Origin of the sequence: Pseudoselenomonas ruminantium (assembly GCF_900113715.1) — a bacterium.
In the GTDB taxonomy this organism is placed as follows: domain Bacteria; phylum Bacillota; class Negativicutes; order Selenomonadales; family Selenomonadaceae; genus Selenomonas_A; species Selenomonas_A caprae.
Map to the genome: position 1 here is coordinate 36,190 of NZ_FOQK01000016.1, position 20,218 is coordinate 56,407.

Below are 20,218 nucleotides of genomic sequence, written 5' to 3' on the forward strand. Positions count from 1 at the left end.
TAGATATGAAAAAAATGATATTATATTCATCAGCACAATTGGGTAAAATAAAAGAAACTGGAGGTGTAAAAAGATTTAAAGAATTGGCAAGGGGCTTATGTCGATTATGTGATTTGACCGTTATGTCTGGAGATGAAAGACTATCTTTTAGGGAACCAATAAGGCATATTTCTATGCATCATAGTAGATTTGCTAAAAATGAGTTGGGATATGCGCTTTTAAATTGGAAATATTTACTAAGCTTAAAGAAGATTAAATATGATTATTTGATTTCGTTTGATGTACCTCCTACGTTATGGTTGGTGTTACTTAGAGTGCCACATATTTGTTTAATGGTCCGAAAAGATTTAATAGGTTATGAGAAAATTATATTAAATGGAAATAATAGAAATAAAGTAATAGCATACATAAAAATTAAATTATTATTATTTGCTGAGTTCATTACAATGATTGCTGCTGAAAGAATAATTGTTCAATGTGAATATGATAAAAAAATGATATTAAAAAGACATAAATTCTTTATCCGTAAGTTAAAAGAAAAGATAAAAGTGCAAATAAACAATGTAAATCCATCTTGGGAAAAAGAATTACAAGTATCTGCTTGCAGTAATCGAGAAAATGGTAATAGCTTTGTTATTGGTAGTATTAACGGTTTTGGAGATCTTCGAAAGGGGTGTGACCTTTTTTTGGAGGCAGCGTATAGGTTAATAAAACGTGGAGAAGATGTTATTGCATTTATAGCAGGGGATGGAGAACTTATTGAAAAATATAAAGAGAAATATAAGGGATGTAGTCGGATTATTTTCCTGGGTAGGATTAATGAACCTAATTCATTTTTATCAGAAGTTGATTTGTCGGTGGTACCATCGAGAGCAGATTCATGTCCTAATACAATAATGGAATCTTTATTTATGGGAGTACCGGTTATTGCAAGCAAAAGTGGAGGGATTCCAGAGATATTACCATTAGAAGAAGCTTTGTTTGATCTAAGTGTAGATTCCTTAGAGAAGAAAATAAGTGAACTTATCTATGATAAGTCACAATATAACTCGTTGCTGGAAAAGGAATTGCTTAGAAAAAAAGAACTAGAATTTGATTGGTGTTATGCAATGTTTAAAAAGATAATTGAAAGTGAATAATATCTTTCGATTGATGAGGGGATAAGATGATCGGTCTTTTGTATTTATTGTTCACGATGATATTGATTATATCAATTATATTTCGGAAAAGAACTCCTTTTGTCGATCCGAGATTTATGATTGATATGGGATTGCTGGTATACTATGCTATACCGGGGATTGTGTATACTTGTTTTGAAGAGTATGGTTCTAGATCGAAATATGCAATTTTTATTAATTTTAATGTATTTTCTAATGAAATTCTATATTACGCTTATTTATGTATAATTATATTTTACGTTTCTTTTATAATAGGATCACAAATAAAACTTGGAAAAAGGAAAAAAGACAATGAGATTGATTGTGTAGTTCAATTTAAGAATGAGAGACGATTCACAAAGAGGTTGTCTTTATCTATATCAATTATATGTTTGGTGTTGTTTTTGTTATATTGCTCTCTATTTGGGGGGCTTACGACTGTAATGCTTAATATTGCCAATATAAGAGAAGGTCTAATACAAACAGAGACAGGAACATATGATTTTATTAATAAGTTGTATAATTGTGCACCATTTGCGGTTTATCTATTAATTGATAGATGTCGAAAAGAAAAAAGATATTCAATATTAGTATATTCATTAATTGTTTCATTGTTGATACTTATATCTAACGGTGGTAGAGGAATATTATTGACGTTCTTTTTGACATTAATTATTGGCGATTATATAAGAAAAACAGATGTTGATCATTTAAGATATAATTATGTAAAAGTACTTCAGATTTTTGGTATTGTCATTTTTATGCTGGTGATGTACAGACCTCTGTTAGTTGCACTTGGTAGTTTTCAAGGTGGTGGATTTACGCAGGTGTATTCAGATTATATTGATTATTTGATGTCATCATCTAGATATGATGCGAGTTCTCTAGATGGGATTTTTAGTAGTATTTTTCAGTCTACAACCCACTATTTCCTTTCGTTACATGTTAGTATTTTTAAAGTTGCAACAGATGAATATACTCCACGATATTTTTTAGAGCCAATTTGTATTTTGATGAATATTATCCCATCTAAATTATTAGATATAAGTAAGCCTCTAACATTAACATATTATAATTCTTTTTTTATAGCTGGTGTACCGGGTTTGATTCAAATACCTTCGGGGGTGGTCGGAGAAGCATTTTATAGTGGCGGTGTTTTTTTTGTATGTTTATATGGATTTATGATAGGTATGATTGGGAGGAAAATACTTAATATATATCACTCTATGAAAAAACGCGTCGTTTTCATTCCAACATTCTATGTTGGTGTTCTATTTGTCTATTTTCATTTTGCTATTGGGGGAGATTATGCTTCGCAATTTGTGAAAGATTTTACTTCGTTACTTATTATATTTTTGGTAGTAAATAGAACTGCAAGGACAATGAAAAGATGTTAGTATAGAGGCTATTTATAATGTTATTCAGTATAATAAAAAAATATAAGATGATGTCAATTGCAGTTAAAGCGTCAGTATGGTTTTTGCTATGCAGCATTATACAACGAAGTATTTCTTTTATAACTACACCTATATTTACAAGACTGATGACAATAGAAGAATATGGGTTATATATAATATACATATCATGGATGGAGATCTTATCCATATGTATAACATTTAAACTAACAGAGGCAGTATTTAATAAATCTATGATATCTGTCAATAGTGAAGAGCGAAGATCGATTTTAGCATCGTATCAACTATTGGTATTATGTTTGTGGGGATGTTCCGTTTTTCTTTACATATTGTTTAGAAATAGCATAAACTCGTTGTTAGGGATGAATACATATTTTATGATGTTGATGTTATTGGAGATATTACTAACAACGATTGTTTTATTGTGGTCTTCCTATCAAAGATTTGAGTATAAATATAAGCAGTTGGTTTTTGTTACTATTATCATAAGCGTAGTAAGTCAGTTATTAGGTGTGTTGATAATTACAATAAGAAATGATGGCGCTATAGGAAGAGTGTTGGGGATAGTTTTAACACAAATGGTTGTTGTTATTGGGTTGTTGCCATATAATTTGAAATATATAAAAAGGAACATCATTTTTAGTAACTGGATTTATGCTTTAAGATTTAACTTGCCGTTAATCCCTCATTATTTATCACAAATAATATTAAGTCAGGCTGATAAAATTATGATTGGAGCATTAGTTGGAACTCAAGAAGCTGCTTTATATGGGATAGGATATACAATTGGAATGTTGGGAATGATAGTAACTCAAAGTGTAAATAATGCATATATTCCTTGGATGTATAGAGAATTGAAACGGAAAAATTTTAATAATGTATTATCAATGGATGTTATAGTATTTGCATTTTTGGGAATATGTATAATAGTGATTTTTTTCATTGCACCAGAGGCGATGCTTATTGTTGGTGGAGAAAAATATTTAGAAGCAATAGATGTTGTTTATCCTGTGGCAGTTAGCATTGCGTTTATGCTCCTATATGGTTTTTTTGCTAATATAGAATATTTTTTTGAAAAACGTATGTACGTTATGGTGTGTACATGCACATCTGCTGTGTTAAATATTGTTTTGAATTATTATTTCATACAGTTGTACGGATATATTGCTGCAGCGTATACGACATTGTTTTGTTATTTTTGTTATGGATTCTTTCATATGATTGTCGTGGAAAGAGTTATATATAATAATGAGAAAATAAAAATAAAAATGCCATATATTAAATTTTTAATTTTATGTGTGGCTTTAGCTTTTTTTTCACTTGTTGCGCAATTTTTAATTCCGTATGTAGTTGTTAGATATCTAATTTTATTTATAATGATGTTAATGCTTTTTGCAAAGAAAAAAGTCTTATTGGCTTTTTATAAGAAAATACGAAGTGAATAATATATGAGGTCGTTTTATATGCAGGAAAAATATATAAACCAAATTAAAAAAGATTATTATCGCTTTTCGGGAAAGCATGGAGTTAACCTATATAGTATAATGTTTAAAATGCGAAAAAATCATGCATTTATGTCGTTGTTTTGGTTTAGAAAATCATAAGATGCTAAGTGCTCACTTTTAAAAAGAATATATCGGCATTATTATAGTATTCACGCAGGGAAGATGGGGATAGAAATCCCGGAAACTGTAAATATATCAGGCGGAATTCTAATGATTCACCCATATAATATTACCATTAATTCACAAGTGATTGCTGGGAAAAATCTGACATTATTAAAAGGTTGCACAATCGGAAATATTAAGGGAGATAATGGTGGTGCACCGATAATTGGTAATGACGTATATATTGGTTTGAACTCAACTGTTATTGGGAATATAAAAATTGGTAATGATGTATTGATTGCGGCTAATTCTTTTGTGAATTTTGATGTACCGGATCATTCTATTGTTATAGGAAATCCAGGGGTTGTACATAGGAAAGATAGAGCGACAGAATTATATATTACAAATAGGATAAAGTGATGGTTATGAAAAAAATAATATTTGTCATACGCTCTCTAGCAGGTGGCGGAGCAGAAAGAGTTATGTTAACTTTAGCAAAAAAGTTTTCTAAGGATGGACTGCATCCTATAATTATTGTGTTTGAAAATATAGTTGCATATGATATTCCAGAAGGTTGTGATTTGATACTTTTGAAATCAAAGTTCAACAATAGAATTTTAAGAGATATTTGGTGGATGAAACAAATTCGGTCCTTTTGTAAACAATCTGGAGTAATTGCACTTATTTCGTTTTTACCAAAACCTAACATTTATAGTATTGTTTCTTCTGCATTCTTAAAACACAAAGTAATCATATCAGAGAGAAATGATCCGCGAAGAAATGCTTCATTAAAAATTGATTTATTAAGAAAGTTTTTTTATCCATTTGCAGATAAAATCGTTTTTCAGACGGAAGAAGCGAAAGACTATTTTAACTATATAAATCCTGGAAAGTGTTTGTGTATTCCAAATCCAATTAATAGTAATTTGATAGATCCTTATTTTGGCAAAAGAAGAAAAGAATTTGTGAATTTTTGCAGATTTAATAATCAAAAAAATTTATTTTTGCTAATCGATTCATTTAAAGATGTATATAAATATCACCCAGATTATCATTTGTCAATATATGGTGAAGGTGAATTGGAAGACAAGTTAAGACAATATATTGCTGAACATTCGTTAGAAAAATGTTGCATGATAAAAAAGTTTACAAAGAATATTCATGAGGTGATTAAAGATGCCACGTGTTATGTTTCTAGCTCAGATTACGAGGGGATTTCAAATTCTATGTTAGAAGCAATGGCTATAGGATTGCCTGTGATATGTACAGATTGTCCGTGTGGTGGCGCAAGAATGATTATACGATCTTATAAAAATGGAATTCTTGTAAAAGTTGGTTCTAAAACAGAACTAGTAAAAGCTATGCTGTGGGTTATTTCACATCAAGATGAGGCAAATAAAATTGCTATTGAGGCAATTAATATAAGAGAAACATTAAATGAAAATTCGATATACATTAAGTGGAAAAAAATTGTTTTTTAGTATGGTTTATTATGGGTAGTATGGTATTGTATATTATGGGGATTATATGATAAATAAAAAATATTATTCGTATGTTGATATAATGAAATTATTTTTTTGCTTTTGTGTTGTAGGTATTCATACTCACTTGTTTTCAGAATATCCGAGTTTGTATTGGTGGATTAATCGTAGTGTATTTAGATTGGCTGTCCCTTTTTTTATGGTGGTAAGCATTTTTCTTCTTGAAAAAAAAATAGATAATGGAAAAGAACGGAAATTGGCAATACTTGACTTCTCTAAGAGAATTGGAATGATGATTATTGTCTTTGAACCTATTGCAATCTTTATGAATATTATTCTGTGGTATTATCAGGGGATAGATATAACGCATATATTATTTCATTGTATTCAATCAGTATTTTTTTATCCGCTAGGTGCATTATGGTATCTTCAGGCTATTTTGCTAGCTGTATGGTTGGATTTCTTTTTAGAATATAAATTAAAGTTGAGTGATAAATTTATTTGGGTTATAGCTATTGGCTTATATGCAATAGGATTATTAGGAAATTCATACTTTTTTATAGTTGAAGATACTCCGCTAGAGACATTATTTATACTATATTTGAGAGTGTTTTCTTCTTTTAGAAATGTTTTTCATTATGGGCTGATTATGGTGTTAATAGGAAAATATGCTTGGAATGCTTATAAAAAAAGATGTTATAACCAAAGATCATTGTTTTATCGGTGTATTATTGTATATTTGTTATATTTGGTTGAGTTATTTGCACTTCGAGACAAATCATTTGTTGATGATGGTTCAATGTTTATTGTACTACCTATATTTATTGTTTTTTTTGTGCTGGCTCTGTTACACTATATTAGTGATATAGATAAATATAAATCATATAGAAATTTATCTACAGGTATATACTTAGTGCATAAAGATATTACTATATTATTGACACTTGTATGTATGTTATTTCTTGATTTTGATATAGGTAGCTTAAATAAATTTATTATAGTAAGTATTTTATCATTTGTTATATGCAGTTTATCATATCGCTTGGATTGGAAAATCGCTAAATACTTAAAATGATGTGCAGTTATCGTACTATGTTGTTAGATTTATGGGTATTTAATTAGACATGTAGCTTTCATCAATAGATGATGAAACAAATGACTGTTATTGATAGGTTGAGATGAGTAATAGTTTGGGAGATGTATATTGACAATCACGAAATATACATTTGGATATTCTTTAGTGAATAGTATTAAATCGGAGGATGATCTAAAAGAATATGCGTTCTGTAGAGCTGCAACCAAAAAGAAATAAGTATCTTGATATTGTAAAATTCTTTGCGATCTTTTGTGTATTGTGGGGGCATGTTGTCCAACAAACATGTTTACTTGTAAATCCTAATGATGATTATATATTTAGATTTATATATACATTTCATATGCCATTGTTTATGGGGATATGTGGTTACTTTTTTGCTAAATCGTTAAGAAAATATGGTAGAAAATACTATATAGATAATAAACTAAAAACACGATTGCTTGGGTTGATAATACCGATGCTTTCTTTTGGAATATTGAAAATTTGTATTTCTGGGAAATTTGATTTATTGCATTATTTAGAAGCTGCACATGGCGTTTGGTTTTTAGGAGATTTAGCTATTAATACTGTAATGATTTTAGTTATATCGAAGTGGTGTAGTGGTTCGTTTTCACATGATGCTAAATGTTTTTTGTTGGGTATACCTTTTGTATCGATACCTAAAATAGGATATGGTGCCCAAGGACTTTTTATGTATTTGTTTTTTGTGGGTGGTTATTGGTTGGCAGTTTATTATAAAAAAAGTTTTTCTACAAGTATTAGATATTGGAAGCTTGTATTAATGATATTTATTCTATCGTTTGTAGTGTTTGGGATTATTCCTTATGAACCGTCAGCCTTCACGTTTGATATAAATAAATATGATTTTGTTGGGATTGTTTTGATAGATGTATTAAAAATTATAATGGGAATATCTGGATGTTTTTTAATATTGATGATTATTTATAAAATAATGCCTTGTTTAAAAGGTACTAGCTTGGAATGTTATGCAATAGAACAAGGACAATATACATTAGATATATATCTATTGAATATAATTATTTTGGAAAAGATTTGTGGCCCGTTATATCGTAATATAGTGAAATATTACCAGTTCAATATTTTGCATTCGTACGGTATTTTGTTTGAATTTATATCAACACTTATTGTGACTTGTTTAATTATGATTATTATTACGACTGTAGGAAAAATAATGAATAAGAATCATTATATAGCAAAAATATTCTTTTATCGCTGAATTTGTTATATTTATTTGAGACCGTAATATTCAGTCGAGTGAATACGCTATAGACAATTGTTTAGTTAAAACGCTAGAGTAATGAGGTGATATCATGTTTGTAGTTAAGAAGAATTCTGAAATGATGAATAAGACATTTCGGTTGCCGGCGGATCTTTTAGAGCGGCTTACAGCGGTGGCGAAGGCACAGGATGTATCAGTAAATAATCTTGTGCAGCAGTGTTGCGAGTATGCGCTCGGGGAGATGCCGAAGTCGGATTCGGGGCGGAGTGTAGACAAATTGAGAAAATAAAAATGACGGGGCATTGTGTCCCGTCATTTTGCATGATGAAAAGTTGTTGTTATTCTGTGATTGGGATGTTGTTTTCTTTGGCGAAGGCGATGACACGTTCTTTAGACCAATCGACGGCATCGATGATTTCGATTAATGGTTTATGTTTTAGGAGCATGCGTTTTACGATGGTCATTTCCATGTTGCGTTCGCCTTCAGCACGCCCTTCAGCACGCCCTTCAGCGCGTCCTTCGTTTAAGACCTCATTCATGATTTCGCACATTTTGCTCACTCCTTTGTCGTTGGTTTTGTAGAATTTTACTCGTTGCGCTAATTCAGGATAATACATGTCATCTGCATTGGTGCAGTGAAAATCATGCATTAAACGGCCGAGTGCATCGTCGGCTTGATGTGCTGCGTTTACGTAGATGATATCGGCATTGTCATGGAAGGTGGAATTGTTCATTTCCTCGATTTTACGCCGGATGTGGTAGATTGGTTGGTTTCCTTGTAGCACATCATGTTCTGTGATGAATATGACGCAGGTTTTTGGTAGATCCTTCCAATTGGTGCTTTTTTGCACTTCCATGGCATCGAGCAGGCTGCTGTTGTAGCGGGCTCGGAGCGGAACAGCACCAGCATCACTGCGCTGGACTTCAAAGTCATACGCGGTTCCCTGTGAGTCTTTAGCAAAAACGTCGAAACGAACCTCGCGCCCATATAGGTTGGGAACTGTGTTTTGCGTAACCATTTCCACGATTTGCAAATCGTCACGTCCTTGTATAATGCGCAGGAGCAATTCCATTCCTTGTGGGTATCCATCGAAACAACTGTTGAAAAAGGTATCGTCTAATAACTTGAATCTTTTGATTCGCGCCAGGTTTCTTTGCCGGCGCAGTTCCTCTTGCGTTGCCGTTTGAGTCACCTTCCTTCTTCAATTATAAAAAAATGTAAGATGTGGTGCAAGTGATTTACTTTACAAACAAATGTTTCCACAAATATTATATCACAATAGGAACGTAGATTCTATATAAAGATAAGCGGTACAACGTATGTTTTTCCGTTAAATGGCCGAGTGCATCGTCGTCTTGATATGGTGCAAGTGCTTACGAAAGGTCTTGATACATGTAATTTTTTGAGGTATAATCCATACAAAACCTCAAAAAATACAGTTTTTGAGGTTTTGTATGAGTCGATGTTTTAGTTTAGCAGGTAAGCATATGTATGAATCGTTATATAAAATCTATTACAAGAGAAATACGGAGTGGCAGGGGGAGTATGAGCGTCGGATTAATAGTGTTGAGGCTCAGGTTCTGCCCTTGACGGTGTCGCAATATGGACATTCTGAGGAGTATCGGGCTTTTTTTTGTTATACGAAGGACGCTGCAATTTTGCAAGAGAGAATTCGTCAGGAGTTTTCTGAGTGTCAGAAGCTGATCTATAGGCTGCCTCACTCCGCGATAGCTTTTTTCTTGCGAGCAAGTATTGTCGATGAAGTGAAGTCTACAAACGATATCGAAGGGGTACATAGCACGCGTAGGGAAATCCGCCAGGCGTTGAGTATGACTGCTGATGAACGGAAGAGCCAGCGGATGGGGTCGATGGTAGACACATATCTACGCCTTTTAGTGCGGGAGGAGATTTGTTTTGCGGAGAGCCGGGATATTCGTGCGCTATACGATGCGTTCTTGGCAGACGAGATACGGTTGGAGGATGAGGATAATCTTTCGGATGGTACGATTTTTCGCCGGAATAGCGTGGATATTGTATCTGCTTCACAAAAGGTTGTACATCGCGGCTTGTATCCTGAGGCGAAGATTATTTCGTGTATGGATCAGGCTCTTATGGTTCTTCGGGACGAGGCGATACCTGTTTTTTACCGGGTGGCATTGTTTCATTACTTTTTTGGCTATATCCATCCGTTTTATGATGGCAATGGCCGGCTATCGCGGTTTATCACGGCATATTTCCTGGCTAAAGAGTTAGATCCGGTGGTGGCTTTACAGTTATCGGTTTTGATAAAGCAGAATCGAAAGCGGTACTATGAGTTATTTTCTGTGACTGATGCATCTATAAATTGTGGCGATATGACAACGTTTATTATCGGGATGCTGGAGTTTATTGCGCAGACGGTATCGTATACGAGAGCAATATTGGAAGAAAAGGAGCGTTTGTATTTAAAAAATCGCGAAAAAATAAAAGATATTGCTGGAAAGAATAAGAAAGTATTTGTATTTTATGATTTGCTGCTGCAGGCGGCCTGCTTTTCGGATTGTGGAGCGACTATGCAGGATATCCGCAAGTTTACCGGTAAGTCGGAGAATACGGTATATGCGTATTTGGATAAGATACCAGCAGATATGTTATTGGTGGATAAAAAATATCGCCCCTATCATTATCGATTGGATTTGGGGAAGAATGGCTGTGAGTAATAATTGGGGGGTGTACTGGTTCATAAATTTTTCTTTGCTATTCGAATGAGTCTATCTGTTTCGTCAACCATAAACAGAGGGATGTTGAGCACGCCGTCATCCATTCGTAAGTTATTCATGGAGAAGCGTATCCTTAGTTTTGTCTGGGAAGCGAATATTTCTGCATATTTTTTGAGACTACGGCTCTTGATGTTGGTGTCTGATTTTACCTCGATAGGTATAATATCATTTTCGTGTTGTACCACAAAGTCTACTTCGTAAGAAGGATTAAGTCGCGACCAATAATGTGGGGCTGCATCGAATTGTGGGACAAGGGACTGGAGTACGAAATTCTCCGTCAATGATCCTTTGAATTCAGTAAATAGGCGGTTTCCTTCACGAAATGCCACTGGGTCTAATTTTGCCAAACGGCGAAGGACACCTACATCTGACAGATAAATTTTGAAGGCACTTAAATCTTCATAACCGGATAGAGGGATGCCTGGTGCTGTAATGCGGAAGGTTTTATAGATTAATGCTGCATTTACCAGCCATTCTAAGGCATCTTTATACTCTCTTGCTCGAGCTCCTTCTTTCACGACATTGTATAGGAATTTCTTGTTTTCTCGAGCTAGCTGTGAAGGCAATGAGTTCCAGATACGGGCAATCTTTGGATATTCTTTGGTTTCAGGATGTTTCATGAAATCCCGTTCATAGGCGTTGATGATATCTATCAGGACAGATTGGATTTGTCCTACAGACTGTGTTTTGACCCAGCGGTATACGACTTCGGGCATTCCGCCGGTTACAAAGTACATTTTCATTTTTTCAGCCAAAGGATTAAAAAAAGCCTCAGGTATTGGTGCAATTTCATCTATCTGGTTTAGATATGTGGCAAGATTGCTACTGCCCGTGGCCATTAGGAATTCTTGAAAACTCATAGGGTATATGGTCAGAAAATCAACTTTGCCTACAGGAAAGGAGGAGGGGGTTGCTAAAGCGATGCCCAACAGGGAGCCTGCACTAGCTACATGGTATTCTGGGGCATTTTCACAAAAATATTTCAGAGAGTTCAATACTTCGGGGCAATCCTGAATCTCATCAAAGACAATCAGGGTCTTACCAGCAACGATATCCTGTCCTCCGGCCATAGCCAAATTAGGAAGGATACGCTGTACATCCTTAGTGGTGGTAAAAAAATCTCGATATTCTGGGGTTTCATCAAAGTTGAAATAGGCAACATTATCATAGTAACGGCGGCCAAACTCTTTGAGCAGCCAAGTCTTACCTACCTGACGGACGCCCTTGACAATTAAGGGCTTGCGATAGGGGGATTCCTTCCATTCTATTAGTTGCTGCATAGCTATTCGTTTCATGTTATCACCTCATTATATATAAAAATGTGATTTCTTACACATAATTATATATAATGAGGTGAGGAATCGCAATGCATTTTTATCGAGCTAGTTCATTTTGTGTCGCCATTTTGGCATCATCCATCTTTAATGGATGAAATAATAAATAGGGCTGACGTTTTGGTGTCAGCCCTATTTGCATTGGTGGTAATATTTATTTTTCGAGCAGCAGACCAACGCGTTTCTTGGCTTTGGTCAGTGTCTTGCGGGCGATGTAGGTGGCGCGTTCGGCACCTTCGCGCATTTTTTCTTCGAGGTATGGGCGGTCATTCATGAGCTCTGCGTATTTTTCGCGGATGGGTTTGAGCTCATCGGCTACGCACTGGCCAACGACGGCTTTGAAGTCGCCATAGCCCTTGTCGTCGAATTCGGCTTCGATTTCGTCCATGGTCTTGCCAGTGATGGCCGAGTAGATGGTCATGAGGTTGCTGACGCCTGGCTTATCTTCGCGGAAGCAGACTTTTGCTTCGCTGTCGGTGACGGCGCTCTTGAATTTCTTGAGGATGGTCTTTTCGTCGTCGAGGATTGAGATGGTAGCCTTCGGATTAGTGTCGGATTTGCTCATCTTGCTCGTCGGGTCCTGCAGGCTCATGACGCGTGCGCCTGCTTTCGGGAAGTAGCCTTCGGGCAGTTTGAAGATTTCGCCATAGGTGTGGTTGAAGCGCGTGGCGATGTCGCGCGTGAATTCGAGGTGCTGGGTCTGGTCGGCACCGACTGGTACATAGTCAGCCTGGTAGAGCAGGATGTCGCCAGCCATCAGGGCCGGATAGGTGAAGAGGCCGGCGTTGATGTTGTCGGGGTGTTTCGAGGATTTATCCTTGAACTGCGTCATGCGTGACAGTTCGCCGAACTGGGAGACGCAGTTCATGAGCCAGCCCATCTCGGCATGGCATTTGTTGTGGCTCTGGACGAAGACGAGGCTCTTGTCCGGGTCGATGCCGCAGGCCAGCAGCAGCGCGAATGCCTGCAACGTCTGCTGGCGGCGCTTGGCCGGATCGATATGGACGGTCAGCGAGTGCAGGTCGGCGATGAAGTAGTAGCACTGGTATTCTTCCTGCATCTTGCCCCAGTTGCGGACAGCGCCGAGGTAGTTGCCGAGCGTGAATTCGCCCGTCGGCTGGATGCCTGATAGGATGATTTTCTTGGTTTCCTTAGTTTCCTGTGTCTGTTCCATATAGATACACTCCTCTTCTTGCGCCGGAGCATGAAAAAAGTCCCCGGCAGTCAACACTGCCAGGGACGAAAATCTTCGCGGTGCCACCCTGATTCATGGCAACATTGCCATGCGCTTGATGGAGCACAACCATGCTCCTGGCAACTTACGCGTGCCAGACGTCGCAGCCTACTGAGCTTCTGCTGTTCAGTGCGCCCTCAGCGACCCATTTGCCCGCTCGTTTTTCATCCGGCTCCCAGCTCCCCGGACTCTCTGTGCAAGCGTGACGGACGTTATCCTCGCTTCAACGGTTTACATACTATGCCTACTATAGCACCGATGTGCGTCAGCTGTCAAGGTGACAGGGACGCAAAAGAAGGATGAAAGTTTTGGACATTTGTGCTACACTGGAAGAAATGATTTACAGCTATAGCAAAGGGGCGAGTATATGTACCGATTGACCGCAAGACTCATCATTTACCGCAAAATCGATAAGGATAGTATCCTGTTCCGGCTGGCAGGCATCTGCCGCCGTTTTCAGAGTGGCAGCTATGATGCGGAGGAGCTGTCGGGCGAAGTCTTGGATGAGATTTCGCGTCTTCTCGATGTGGCAACGCGCTATGGTTTTGATGGCAATCTCTGGCATAATTATCTGGCTTTCCTGCTGGCGACGACGGAGACACCGTTCACGCTGGTTTGTGAGAAGAAGGGGGCCAGCGATGGCAGTGTGCAGAAATTTGCCCGCAGTGATTTCGAGGTGTTCCGCCAGCTGCTTGCCTATGATTTCGGGCCGCTGGAGCAGGCTTTGGGACTCGACTGCTTCCATGTCATCGAGGATTATCAGGCGGTGGAGAAGAAGGAGCAGATCTATAACAAGAGCGTCAGCGAAAAGGTGCGGGAGCTCAGTGCGGCCATCGAGCGGGCTGAGGATGCTTATGATATGTACCAGATTGTCACATCGTTCTACAAGCGCTATGGTGTAGGCATGTTTGGACTCAATAAGGCGTTTCGCGTATCGCCGGATATCGAGGTCACGGGCCGGCTGCTCGAATCGATTACGACGACTGGCGATATGCGGCTTGATGATCTCGTGGGCTATGAGAGCCAGAAAAAGCGGCTGCAGGATAATACCGAGGCCTTTGTCAATGGCCGCAAAGCCAATAACGTCCTGCTCTATGGCGATGCCGGTACAGGTAAGTCTACAAGCATCAAGGCAATCCTCAATCAGTATTACGATCAGGGACTGCGCATGATTGAGGTCTACAAGCATGAATTCAAGTACCTGCAGCGCATTATCGCCCAAATCAAGAATCGCAACTACAAATTCATCATTTATATGGATGATTTATCCTTTGAAGAATTCGAGATTGAGTACAAGTATCTCAAGGCGGTCATTGAGGGCGGATTGGAGGTAAAGCCTGACAATGTGCTGATTTATGCGACGAGCAACCGCCGCCATCTGATCCGCGAGACCTGGAACGACCGCCCCGATTCGGTGGACCCCGATATGCATCAGACTGATACCGTGCAGGAGAAGCTGTCGCTTTCGGCGCGCTTTGGCTTGTCCATTGGATTCTTTAGCCCGAGCCGGCAGGAGTATTACGATATCATCCGGGAATTGGCCCGCCGCCATCCTGAGATTACATTGAGCGACGAGGAACTCAAGGCTGGTGCGGTCAAATGGGAAATGTCCCATAGCGGCGTATCGGGACGCATTGCCCAGCAATATATCAATTCGCTATTGAGTGGCAAGTGACAATTGCATAGAGTAAACAACAAACGGCCACCAGCTGAAGCTGGTGGCCGTTTGTTTAGAATTCGTAGGGCTTGCTGACCTTGTGATAGGTGGTATGCAGGAGTTCGTGGGCTTTTTCGCCTAGTGGCTCGCCGAGGAATTCTTTGTAAAGGGTCTGGATTTCGGGGTTGTCGTGCGATTTGCGCAGCGGCAGGCTGCGGTCAATCTCGTAGAGGGCGGCCATGCGCTTTTTGCGGATGGCGTTGGTCGTACCGATGGGCTGGCCGCCGCCACCGATGCAGCCGCCTGGGCAGGCCATGATTTCGATGAAGTCATAGGGGCTGGTGCCCTGCTGGACTTGTTCCATGATGCGGCGGGCATTGCGCAGTGTATGGGCAACGCAGATGCGGATCTCACGCCCGTTGATGTTTACGCTGCATTCCTTGATGCCTTCGAAGCCGCGGACTTCGTTGAACGCAAGTTTTTCGAGTGTCTGGCCAGTGAGTTTTTCGTAGACTGTGCGCAGGGCAGCTTCCATGACACCGCCAGTTGTGCCGAAGATAGCAGCGGCACCGGATGCAAGGCCTAGCGGGCTGTCAAAGTCACTTTCGGGCAGCTGGCGCAGCCGCAGACCGACGTATTTGATGAGTTTGATGAGCTCGCGGGTTGTCAGCACGATGTCGACATCCTGCTGCCCGTTGCGGCCCATTTCGGGGCGTGCGGCCTCGAATTTCTTGGCCGTGCAGGGCATGACCGATACCGTGACGATGTCTTTGACATCGATGCCGGCTTTTTCAGCATAGTAGGTCTTGGCAATGGCACCGAACATGCTCATTGGCGATTTTGCCGAGGAAAGATGACCGATGCAGTCGGGGAAATGCTTTTCCATATAGTTGACCCAGCCAGGGCTGCAGGAGGTCATCATCGGCAGAGTGCCGCCATTTTGCAGACGGTCAAGGAATTCGGCGCCCTCTTCCATGATGGTGAGGTCAGCGCCGAAGTTCGTATCGAATACGCGGTCAAAGCCGAGCAGCTTGAGCGCCGTGACCATCTGGCCCGTGACGATGGCACCAGGCTCAAGGCCAAAGGCATCGCCAAGGGCGACGCGTACCGAGGGGGCAACCTGCACGATGACGTGTTTCTGCGGGTCCTGCAGGGCGTCGAGTACCTTTGTGGTATCGTCTTTTTCGACGATAGCGCCAGTCGGGCAGACGAGGCTGCACTGGCCGCAGAGGATGCAGTCCGTAGCTTCCATCGGCTTGTTGAAAGCCGTCGTGACGACGATGTCGCTGGAGCGGCCGGCATAGGTCAGCGCCGCAATGCCCTGTACGTCCTTGCAGGCGCGGATGCAGCGGCCGCAGCGGATGCATTTGGCTGGATCGCGTACGATGGAAGGATTGGTTTCGATGCGCGGCTCCTCCTTGACGACGCTGGGCAGCGGGGATTCAAGGATGTTGAAGCGGCTGCAGAGGCGCTGGAGGTCGCAGTTCTGGTTGCGCGGGCAGCTCAGGCAGTCCCTATGATGGTTGGCGAGCATAAGCTGCAGGATGGATACCTGGGTATCGCGGACAATCTGTGTGTCGGTATGGACTTCCATGCCTTCCCAGACCTCCGTCGAGCAGGCGGCGAGCAGGCGGCGCTTGCCGACGACTTCGACCGAGCAGAGACGGCAGTGAGCCTTGATGCGCTGGTCTTCGTGGTAGCAGAGATGCGGGATGTCGATGCCGAGCTTTGCCGCAGCCTGCATGATTTTCGTGCCCTGCGGCACTTCGATGGGGATATTGTTGATGGTCAGATGCACCATCGGGATTTCTTTGCTTTCGTTTTCAGCCGTCATCATGCGTTACCTCCGACGTCAAATACTTCTGGGAAAGTCAGCATGGCTGACTGCAGGGTGTTCTGCGCGGTTTCGCCAAGGCCGCAGAGCGAGGACATGCTCATGACGCGGGCAATCGTGGCCATGATACGGATGTCTTCAGCGGTAGCCGTGTGATTGGCAATCTTGTCGAGGATGATCTTGATGTGTAGATTGCCTTCACGGCAGGGCGTGCACTGACCGCAGCTCTCTTCGGAGAAGAATTCCTGGTTCATGCGCAAAAAATCGATGACGCTTGTGCGTTTGTCGATGACCAGCAGGCCACCAGAGCCGACCATGACGCCAGCGGCACGCAGATCGTCGTAGGTATAGGGCGTATCGAGAATCGAGGCGTCGGCAATCTTGCCCGAGGCACCGCCGAACTGGATCAGCTGGATCTCGCGATCGTGCTGTATGCCGCCAGCAAGATTGTAGATGATTTCGCGAATGGTCGTGCCGAAGGGAATCTCGAAGACCCCGGGATTGTTGACATTGCCGGCAACCGAAATCATCTTGGTGCCAATCGATTCGTCCGAGCCACAGGAGGCATAGACGCCGTCCTTGTCCATCAAGAGATGCGGGACGATTGAGAGGCTTTCGACGTTGTTGAGGCAGGTCGGGCGGGCAAACAGGCCGCTGACCTTGATGAAGGGCGGTTTCATGCGTGGGCGGCCAGCCTTGCCCTCGATGGAGCGTATCAGCGCCGTGCCTTCGCCGCAGACATAGGCACCGCCGCCAGAGTAGAGGTGCAGGTTGAAATTGAAGTCCTTGCCGAGAATATTATCGCCGAGGAAACCGTAGTTCTTGGCTTGACGGATGGCGTTCAAGAGCAGCGGGCGCAGGCAGGCGTACTCTGCGCGCATATAGATATAGCCGTCAGTCGCGCCGCAGACGAAGCCTGCGATGATCAGCGCTTCGATGAGGTTAAACGGGTCGTTCTGGATTAGGGCGCGGTCCTTGAAGGTCGTTGTCTCGCCTTCGTCAGCATTGCAGACTACGACTTTGTTTTCGCCGCGTACCGCGCGGGCCTGATGCCATTTGCGGCCGAGCGGGTACTCGGCACCGCCACGGCCGCGTATCTTGGCGTCCGAAAGCATCTCACAGATTTCCTCAGGGTCCATATTCACGGCCTGGCGCAGGGCCTCAAAGCCGCCAATCTTCATATAAGAGCCAATGGATGAGGTATCGTACTGGCCAAAGTTCCTGGTCAGGAACCGGATTGTCTTGCTCATATCATTTTCCTCCAGCTTAGGTAAGCGAACGCAGCAGGGCCTCGATCTTTTCCTGCGAGTCGAGATGGTCATAAATCTGGCCGTTGATGCGTACGGATGGCGCGCGGTCGCAGGCGCCATAGCAGGTCGTTGTCTCGAGCGTGAAGCGTCCATCGTAGGTTGTCTCGCCAATCTTGATGTCGAGCAGGCGCTCAAGCGTCTCTAAAAGCCGCTTGGTGTCGATGACGTTGACACGGCAGGCCGGCGAACTGCAGACCTGGATCGGGTATTTGGCACGCGGCTTGGAGGAAAGCTCGCTGTAGAAGTTTAAGCAGTCAAATACATTCGTGACAGGCAGGCCGAGCCGGTCTGCCAGATAGTAGGCGGTGGACTCGGGGACGTAATGGCGTTCGTTGAGCTCTTGCACTTCAAGCAGGATGCCGACAATCTGGGTAGGGTCGTTGTCATGCGACTCGAGTACCAGATCGATCTTGGCCTGCAGCTCGGCAGAGAGTGGATACTCTTGACTTTGTGCGGTCAGCATAGATAAACCTCCTAAAAAAATACTATACATGTAACAGTTATATTATATAATAAAAGCGAATAGAATCACAGTGCTTAGGGAAAAAACACTGCGCAGGACGGTTTCGAGCCGCATATAGTAGGAGAAAATCGGTTTTCCCCAAGATGTGGTATACAACTTTACATTTGTGTGTTATAATATAGGTGCCATTAGGGGAGCATGTAAATAGACTTCATACCAAAACTATGGGGGGATTATTTATGGCTATCAAGAACATTGAAATGGACCGTCGTGACAGCGCGAGTTATCGCAAAATCTTGAAACGAGGAGGTTTCCTTTCTGCAAGTTACTTGTCTGTCAATGGCTTTGACGTCAACCGGCTGCGCAAACTGGCGCTGGCAGGAGAACTTGACGCAGTACGCTGTGCTATTGGCAATTCAATCCGCTGGTATTACCGGGAACGGCAGGCGGAGAATGCGCACCTACGTGGCTTGGCATAATTTTATGTCGTGATTATATTGTAATGTTTTGTTGATGGTTATGGAATCGGCCTTGCCGGTTCTATTTTTTTCTGCTTGTTTACAGGGGAATCGCGCATAATCGTAGTATATATAATAGTAGCAGAAAAAGGGGATAAGTTATGATAAAGATGTTTTGGGTCGTGTTCATCGGTGCGCTGGTGCTGGTATTGCTCGTGATACCGGGGGCCATCATCTGGCGGCGGGTGATGAAAATTCCGCTGGATACCGACCGGCGCCGTTTCCTCAAAAAAGCGGCGGCTTATCCGGTCGGGCTCGTGGCGGCAGGCACGTATGGCAGCCAGTATGAGCGATGCCATACGGTGGACAACCGCTATACGATAAAGGCGGGAGCTGGCGGCTTTCCTGCCGGCTTTCGCCTGGCGCAAATCAGTGATGTGCATCTGGGGCGATTCTTCGATAATGAAGATTTGCGGCAGCTGCTTGCGCGCATAGCGGCTGATGGCCCTGACATGCTGGTGATTACAGGGGATCTCTTTGACGATGAGAGGCTGAATCCTGGTGCGGCTAGGGTGCTGGAGGATTTTGTGGATGCGTTTCCCGATGGCATCTGGTTTTGTCTGGGCAATCACGAACATTTCCGTGGCGTGGAGAAAATCCAGGCGGATTTGGCGAAGACGCGTGTCCATGCGCTCTACAACAAGGCGGTCAAGGTGCCGGGGCGTGATTTCTGGCTGGCAGGTGTGGACTATCCTATGCTGCGTGAGGAGAAGAAATTCCAGCAGCTCAAGGCAAAGTTTACGGAAAATGCGCTGGCGGATATCCCCGCAGAGGAGCGGCCGCGCACGATCCTGCTCGCCCATCATCCCGAGTTCATCGATGATGCGGCTGCAGCTGGTGTGCTGCTGACGCTCACGGGACATACGCATGGCTGCCAGTTCGGTGTGCTGGGACTGCCACTGTTTCCCGTATTCAAGTACAATCGCGGACTGGTGGAGAAGGGGGCAAGCTACGGTTACGTGCATAGCGGCAACGGCAGCTGGTTCCCCTGCCGCATAGGCTGCCCACCAGAAATCGCATATTTTACGGTACAATAAAATGAGTTGCAGTTTGTCGGGCAATGTATGTGAATCAGAATCATAACCATAACCTTCCCGCGTACGAATAGTCAA

The 20,218-nt window shown here is 42.1% G+C and carries 18 protein-coding genes; 12 read left to right on the forward strand and 6 right to left on the reverse strand.

The annotated features are described in order from the left end of the window. The first annotated feature begins 5 nt into the window (after positions 1-5). The 8 genes from BM181_RS09400 (at position 6) to BM181_RS09435 (ending at position 8,285) form a co-directional block, all read left to right on the forward strand. On the forward strand, positions 6-1,139 hold the full coding sequence (locus tag BM181_RS09400; RefSeq protein ID WP_082336254.1) for a glycosyltransferase family 4 protein: 1,134 nt from the start codon (positions 6-8) through the stop codon (positions 1,137-1,139). A gap of 26 nt (positions 1,140-1,165) precedes the next feature. Then, positions 1,166-2,554: an O-antigen polymerase gene (locus tag BM181_RS09405; RefSeq protein WP_075444322.1), complete on the forward strand. Its 1,389-nt coding sequence runs from the start codon at positions 1,166-1,168 to the stop codon at positions 2,552-2,554. A 50-nt stretch (positions 2,555-2,604) separates the two neighbouring features. Beyond that, positions 2,605-4,017 (forward strand): lipopolysaccharide biosynthesis protein, encoded by a 1,413-nt coding sequence (locus BM181_RS09410; RefSeq protein ID WP_256211345.1) that lies wholly within the window; start codon positions 2,605-2,607, stop codon positions 4,015-4,017. A 222-nt stretch (positions 4,018-4,239) separates the two neighbouring features. After that, positions 4,240-4,599 carry an LbetaH domain-containing protein gene (locus tag BM181_RS15000; RefSeq protein ID WP_082336255.1) on the forward strand — a complete coding sequence of 120 codons (360 nt, stop codon included), beginning with the start codon at positions 4,240-4,242 and terminating at the stop codon, positions 4,597-4,599. Further along, positions 4,599-5,660, forward strand: a complete 1,062-nt coding sequence (locus BM181_RS09420; protein WP_082336256.1) for a glycosyltransferase — start codon at positions 4,599-4,601, stop codon at positions 5,658-5,660. The genes BM181_RS15000 and BM181_RS09420 overlap by 1 nt, the downstream gene beginning before the upstream one ends. 46 nt (positions 5,661-5,706) lie before the next feature. After that, entirely contained in the window at positions 5,707-6,735 is a 1,029-nt protein-coding gene (locus BM181_RS09425; RefSeq protein WP_075444328.1) for an acyltransferase family protein, read from the forward strand. 202 nt (positions 6,736-6,937) lie between these two features. Beyond that, positions 6,938-7,993: an acyltransferase family protein gene (locus tag BM181_RS09430; RefSeq protein WP_075444331.1), complete on the forward strand. Its 1,056-nt coding sequence runs from the start codon at positions 6,938-6,940 to the stop codon at positions 7,991-7,993. A gap of 121 nt (positions 7,994-8,114) precedes the next feature. Then, a complete protein-coding gene (locus BM181_RS09435) occupies positions 8,115-8,285 on the forward strand; it encodes a toxin-antitoxin system HicB family antitoxin (RefSeq protein ID WP_256211343.1) in 171 nt (56 codons plus the stop codon). A 49-nt stretch (positions 8,286-8,334) separates the two neighbouring features. On the opposite strand, the gene BM181_RS09440 is transcribed toward BM181_RS09435, so the two are convergent. Then, complete coding sequence (locus BM181_RS09440; RefSeq protein WP_075444337.1) at positions 8,335-9,189, reverse strand: PD-(D/E)XK nuclease family transposase; 855 nt, start codon at positions 9,187-9,189, stop codon at positions 8,335-8,337. 295 nt (positions 9,190-9,484) lie between these two features. Here BM181_RS09440 and BM181_RS09445 point away from each other — a divergent pair, with 295 nt between their 5' ends. Continuing rightward, on the forward strand, positions 9,485-10,696 hold the full coding sequence (locus BM181_RS09445; RefSeq protein WP_075444340.1) for a Fic family protein: 1,212 nt from the start codon (positions 9,485-9,487) through the stop codon (positions 10,694-10,696). Positions 10,697-10,716: 20 nt separating this feature from the next. Here BM181_RS09445 and BM181_RS09450 read toward each other — a convergent pair whose 3' ends face one another. Both BM181_RS09450 and trpS read right to left on the reverse strand, forming a co-directional pair. Continuing rightward, entirely contained in the window at positions 10,717-12,051 is a 1,335-nt protein-coding gene (locus BM181_RS09450) for an ATP-binding protein (RefSeq protein WP_075444342.1), read from the reverse strand. 193 nt (positions 12,052-12,244) lie between these two features. Continuing rightward, positions 12,245-13,264: a tryptophan--tRNA ligase gene (trpS, locus tag BM181_RS09455; protein ID WP_075444345.1), complete on the reverse strand. Its 1,020-nt coding sequence runs from the start codon at positions 13,262-13,264 to the stop codon at positions 12,245-12,247. Positions 13,265-13,691: 427 nt separating this feature from the next. On the opposite strand from trpS, the gene BM181_RS09460 reads away from it, so the two are divergent. Next, positions 13,692-14,999, forward strand: a complete 1,308-nt coding sequence (locus BM181_RS09460; protein WP_075444348.1) for an ATP-binding protein — start codon at positions 13,692-13,694, stop codon at positions 14,997-14,999. 55 nt (positions 15,000-15,054) lie between these two features. Here the strand turns inward: BM181_RS09460 and BM181_RS09465 are convergent, their stop codons facing one another. Genes BM181_RS09465 through BM181_RS09475 form a run of 3 tightly spaced genes read right to left on the reverse strand, consistent with a single transcriptional unit; the run spans position 15,055 to position 18,588 of the window. Then, positions 15,055-16,815, reverse strand: coding sequence for an NADH-dependent [FeFe] hydrogenase, group A6 (locus BM181_RS09465; protein WP_075444393.1), 1,761 nt, complete (start codon positions 16,813-16,815; stop codon positions 15,055-15,057). Further along, entirely contained in the window at positions 16,815-18,065 is a 1,251-nt protein-coding gene (locus BM181_RS09470) for a complex I 51 kDa subunit family protein (RefSeq protein WP_075444351.1), read from the reverse strand. The genes BM181_RS09465 and BM181_RS09470 overlap by 1 nt, the downstream gene beginning before the upstream one ends. Positions 18,066-18,081: 16 nt before the next feature. Beyond that, a complete protein-coding gene (locus BM181_RS09475) occupies positions 18,082-18,588 on the reverse strand; it encodes an NADH-quinone oxidoreductase subunit NuoE family protein (protein ID WP_075444354.1) in 507 nt (168 codons plus the stop codon). A 239-nt stretch (positions 18,589-18,827) separates the two neighbouring features. On the opposite strand from BM181_RS09475, the gene BM181_RS09480 reads away from it, so the two are divergent. Both BM181_RS09480 and BM181_RS09485 read left to right on the forward strand, forming a co-directional pair. After that, a complete protein-coding gene (locus tag BM181_RS09480; RefSeq protein ID WP_033171335.1) occupies positions 18,828-19,067 on the forward strand; it encodes a hypothetical protein in 240 nt (79 codons plus the stop codon). 140 nt (positions 19,068-19,207) lie between these two features. Further along, on the forward strand, positions 19,208-20,143 hold the full coding sequence (locus BM181_RS09485; RefSeq protein ID WP_075444357.1) for a metallophosphoesterase: 936 nt from the start codon (positions 19,208-19,210) through the stop codon (positions 20,141-20,143). Positions 20,144-20,218 lie beyond the last annotated feature (75 nt).

Excerpts from the sequence above, each read along its gene's own strand:
- BM181_RS09400 (WP_082336254.1), top strand. The coding sequence starts at position 6 with ATGAAAAAAATGATATTATATTCATCAGCACAATTGGGTAAAATAAAA.
- BM181_RS09405 (WP_075444322.1), top strand. The coding sequence starts at position 1,166 with ATGATCGGTCTTTTGTATTTATTGTTCACGATGATATTGATTATATCA.
- BM181_RS09410 (WP_256211345.1), top strand. The coding sequence starts at position 2,605 with ATGTCAATTGCAGTTAAAGCGTCAGTATGGTTTTTGCTATGCAGCATT.
- BM181_RS15000 (WP_082336255.1), top strand. The coding sequence starts at position 4,240 with ATGGGGATAGAAATCCCGGAAACTGTAAATATATCAGGCGGAATTCTA.
- BM181_RS09420 (WP_082336256.1), top strand. The coding sequence starts at position 4,599 with ATGGTTATGAAAAAAATAATATTTGTCATACGCTCTCTAGCAGGTGGC.
- BM181_RS09425 (WP_075444328.1), top strand. The coding sequence starts at position 5,707 with ATGATAAATAAAAAATATTATTCGTATGTTGATATAATGAAATTATTT.
- BM181_RS09430 (WP_075444331.1), top strand. The coding sequence starts at position 6,938 with ATGCGTTCTGTAGAGCTGCAACCAAAAAGAAATAAGTATCTTGATATT.
- BM181_RS09435 (WP_256211343.1), top strand. The coding sequence starts at position 8,115 with ATGATGAATAAGACATTTCGGTTGCCGGCGGATCTTTTAGAGCGGCTT.
- BM181_RS09445 (WP_075444340.1), top strand. The coding sequence starts at position 9,485 with ATGTATGAATCGTTATATAAAATCTATTACAAGAGAAATACGGAGTGG.
- BM181_RS09450 (WP_075444342.1), bottom strand. The coding sequence starts at position 12,051 with ATGAAACGAATAGCTATGCAGCAACTAATAGAATGGAAGGAATCCCCC.
- trpS (WP_075444345.1), bottom strand. The coding sequence starts at position 13,264 with ATGGAACAGACACAGGAAACTAAGGAAACCAAGAAAATCATCCTATCA.
- BM181_RS09460 (WP_075444348.1), top strand. The coding sequence starts at position 13,692 with ATGTACCGATTGACCGCAAGACTCATCATTTACCGCAAAATCGATAAG.
- BM181_RS09465 (WP_075444393.1), bottom strand. The coding sequence starts at position 16,815 with ATGACGGCTGAAAACGAAAGCAAAGAAATCCCGATGGTGCATCTGACC.
- BM181_RS09470 (WP_075444351.1), bottom strand. The coding sequence starts at position 18,065 with ATGAGCAAGACAATCCGGTTCCTGACCAGGAACTTTGGCCAGTACGAT.
- BM181_RS09475 (WP_075444354.1), bottom strand. The coding sequence starts at position 18,588 with ATGCTGACCGCACAAAGTCAAGAGTATCCACTCTCTGCCGAGCTGCAG.
- BM181_RS09480 (WP_033171335.1), top strand. The coding sequence starts at position 18,828 with ATGGCTATCAAGAACATTGAAATGGACCGTCGTGACAGCGCGAGTTAT.
- BM181_RS09485 (WP_075444357.1), top strand. The coding sequence starts at position 19,208 with ATGATAAAGATGTTTTGGGTCGTGTTCATCGGTGCGCTGGTGCTGGTA.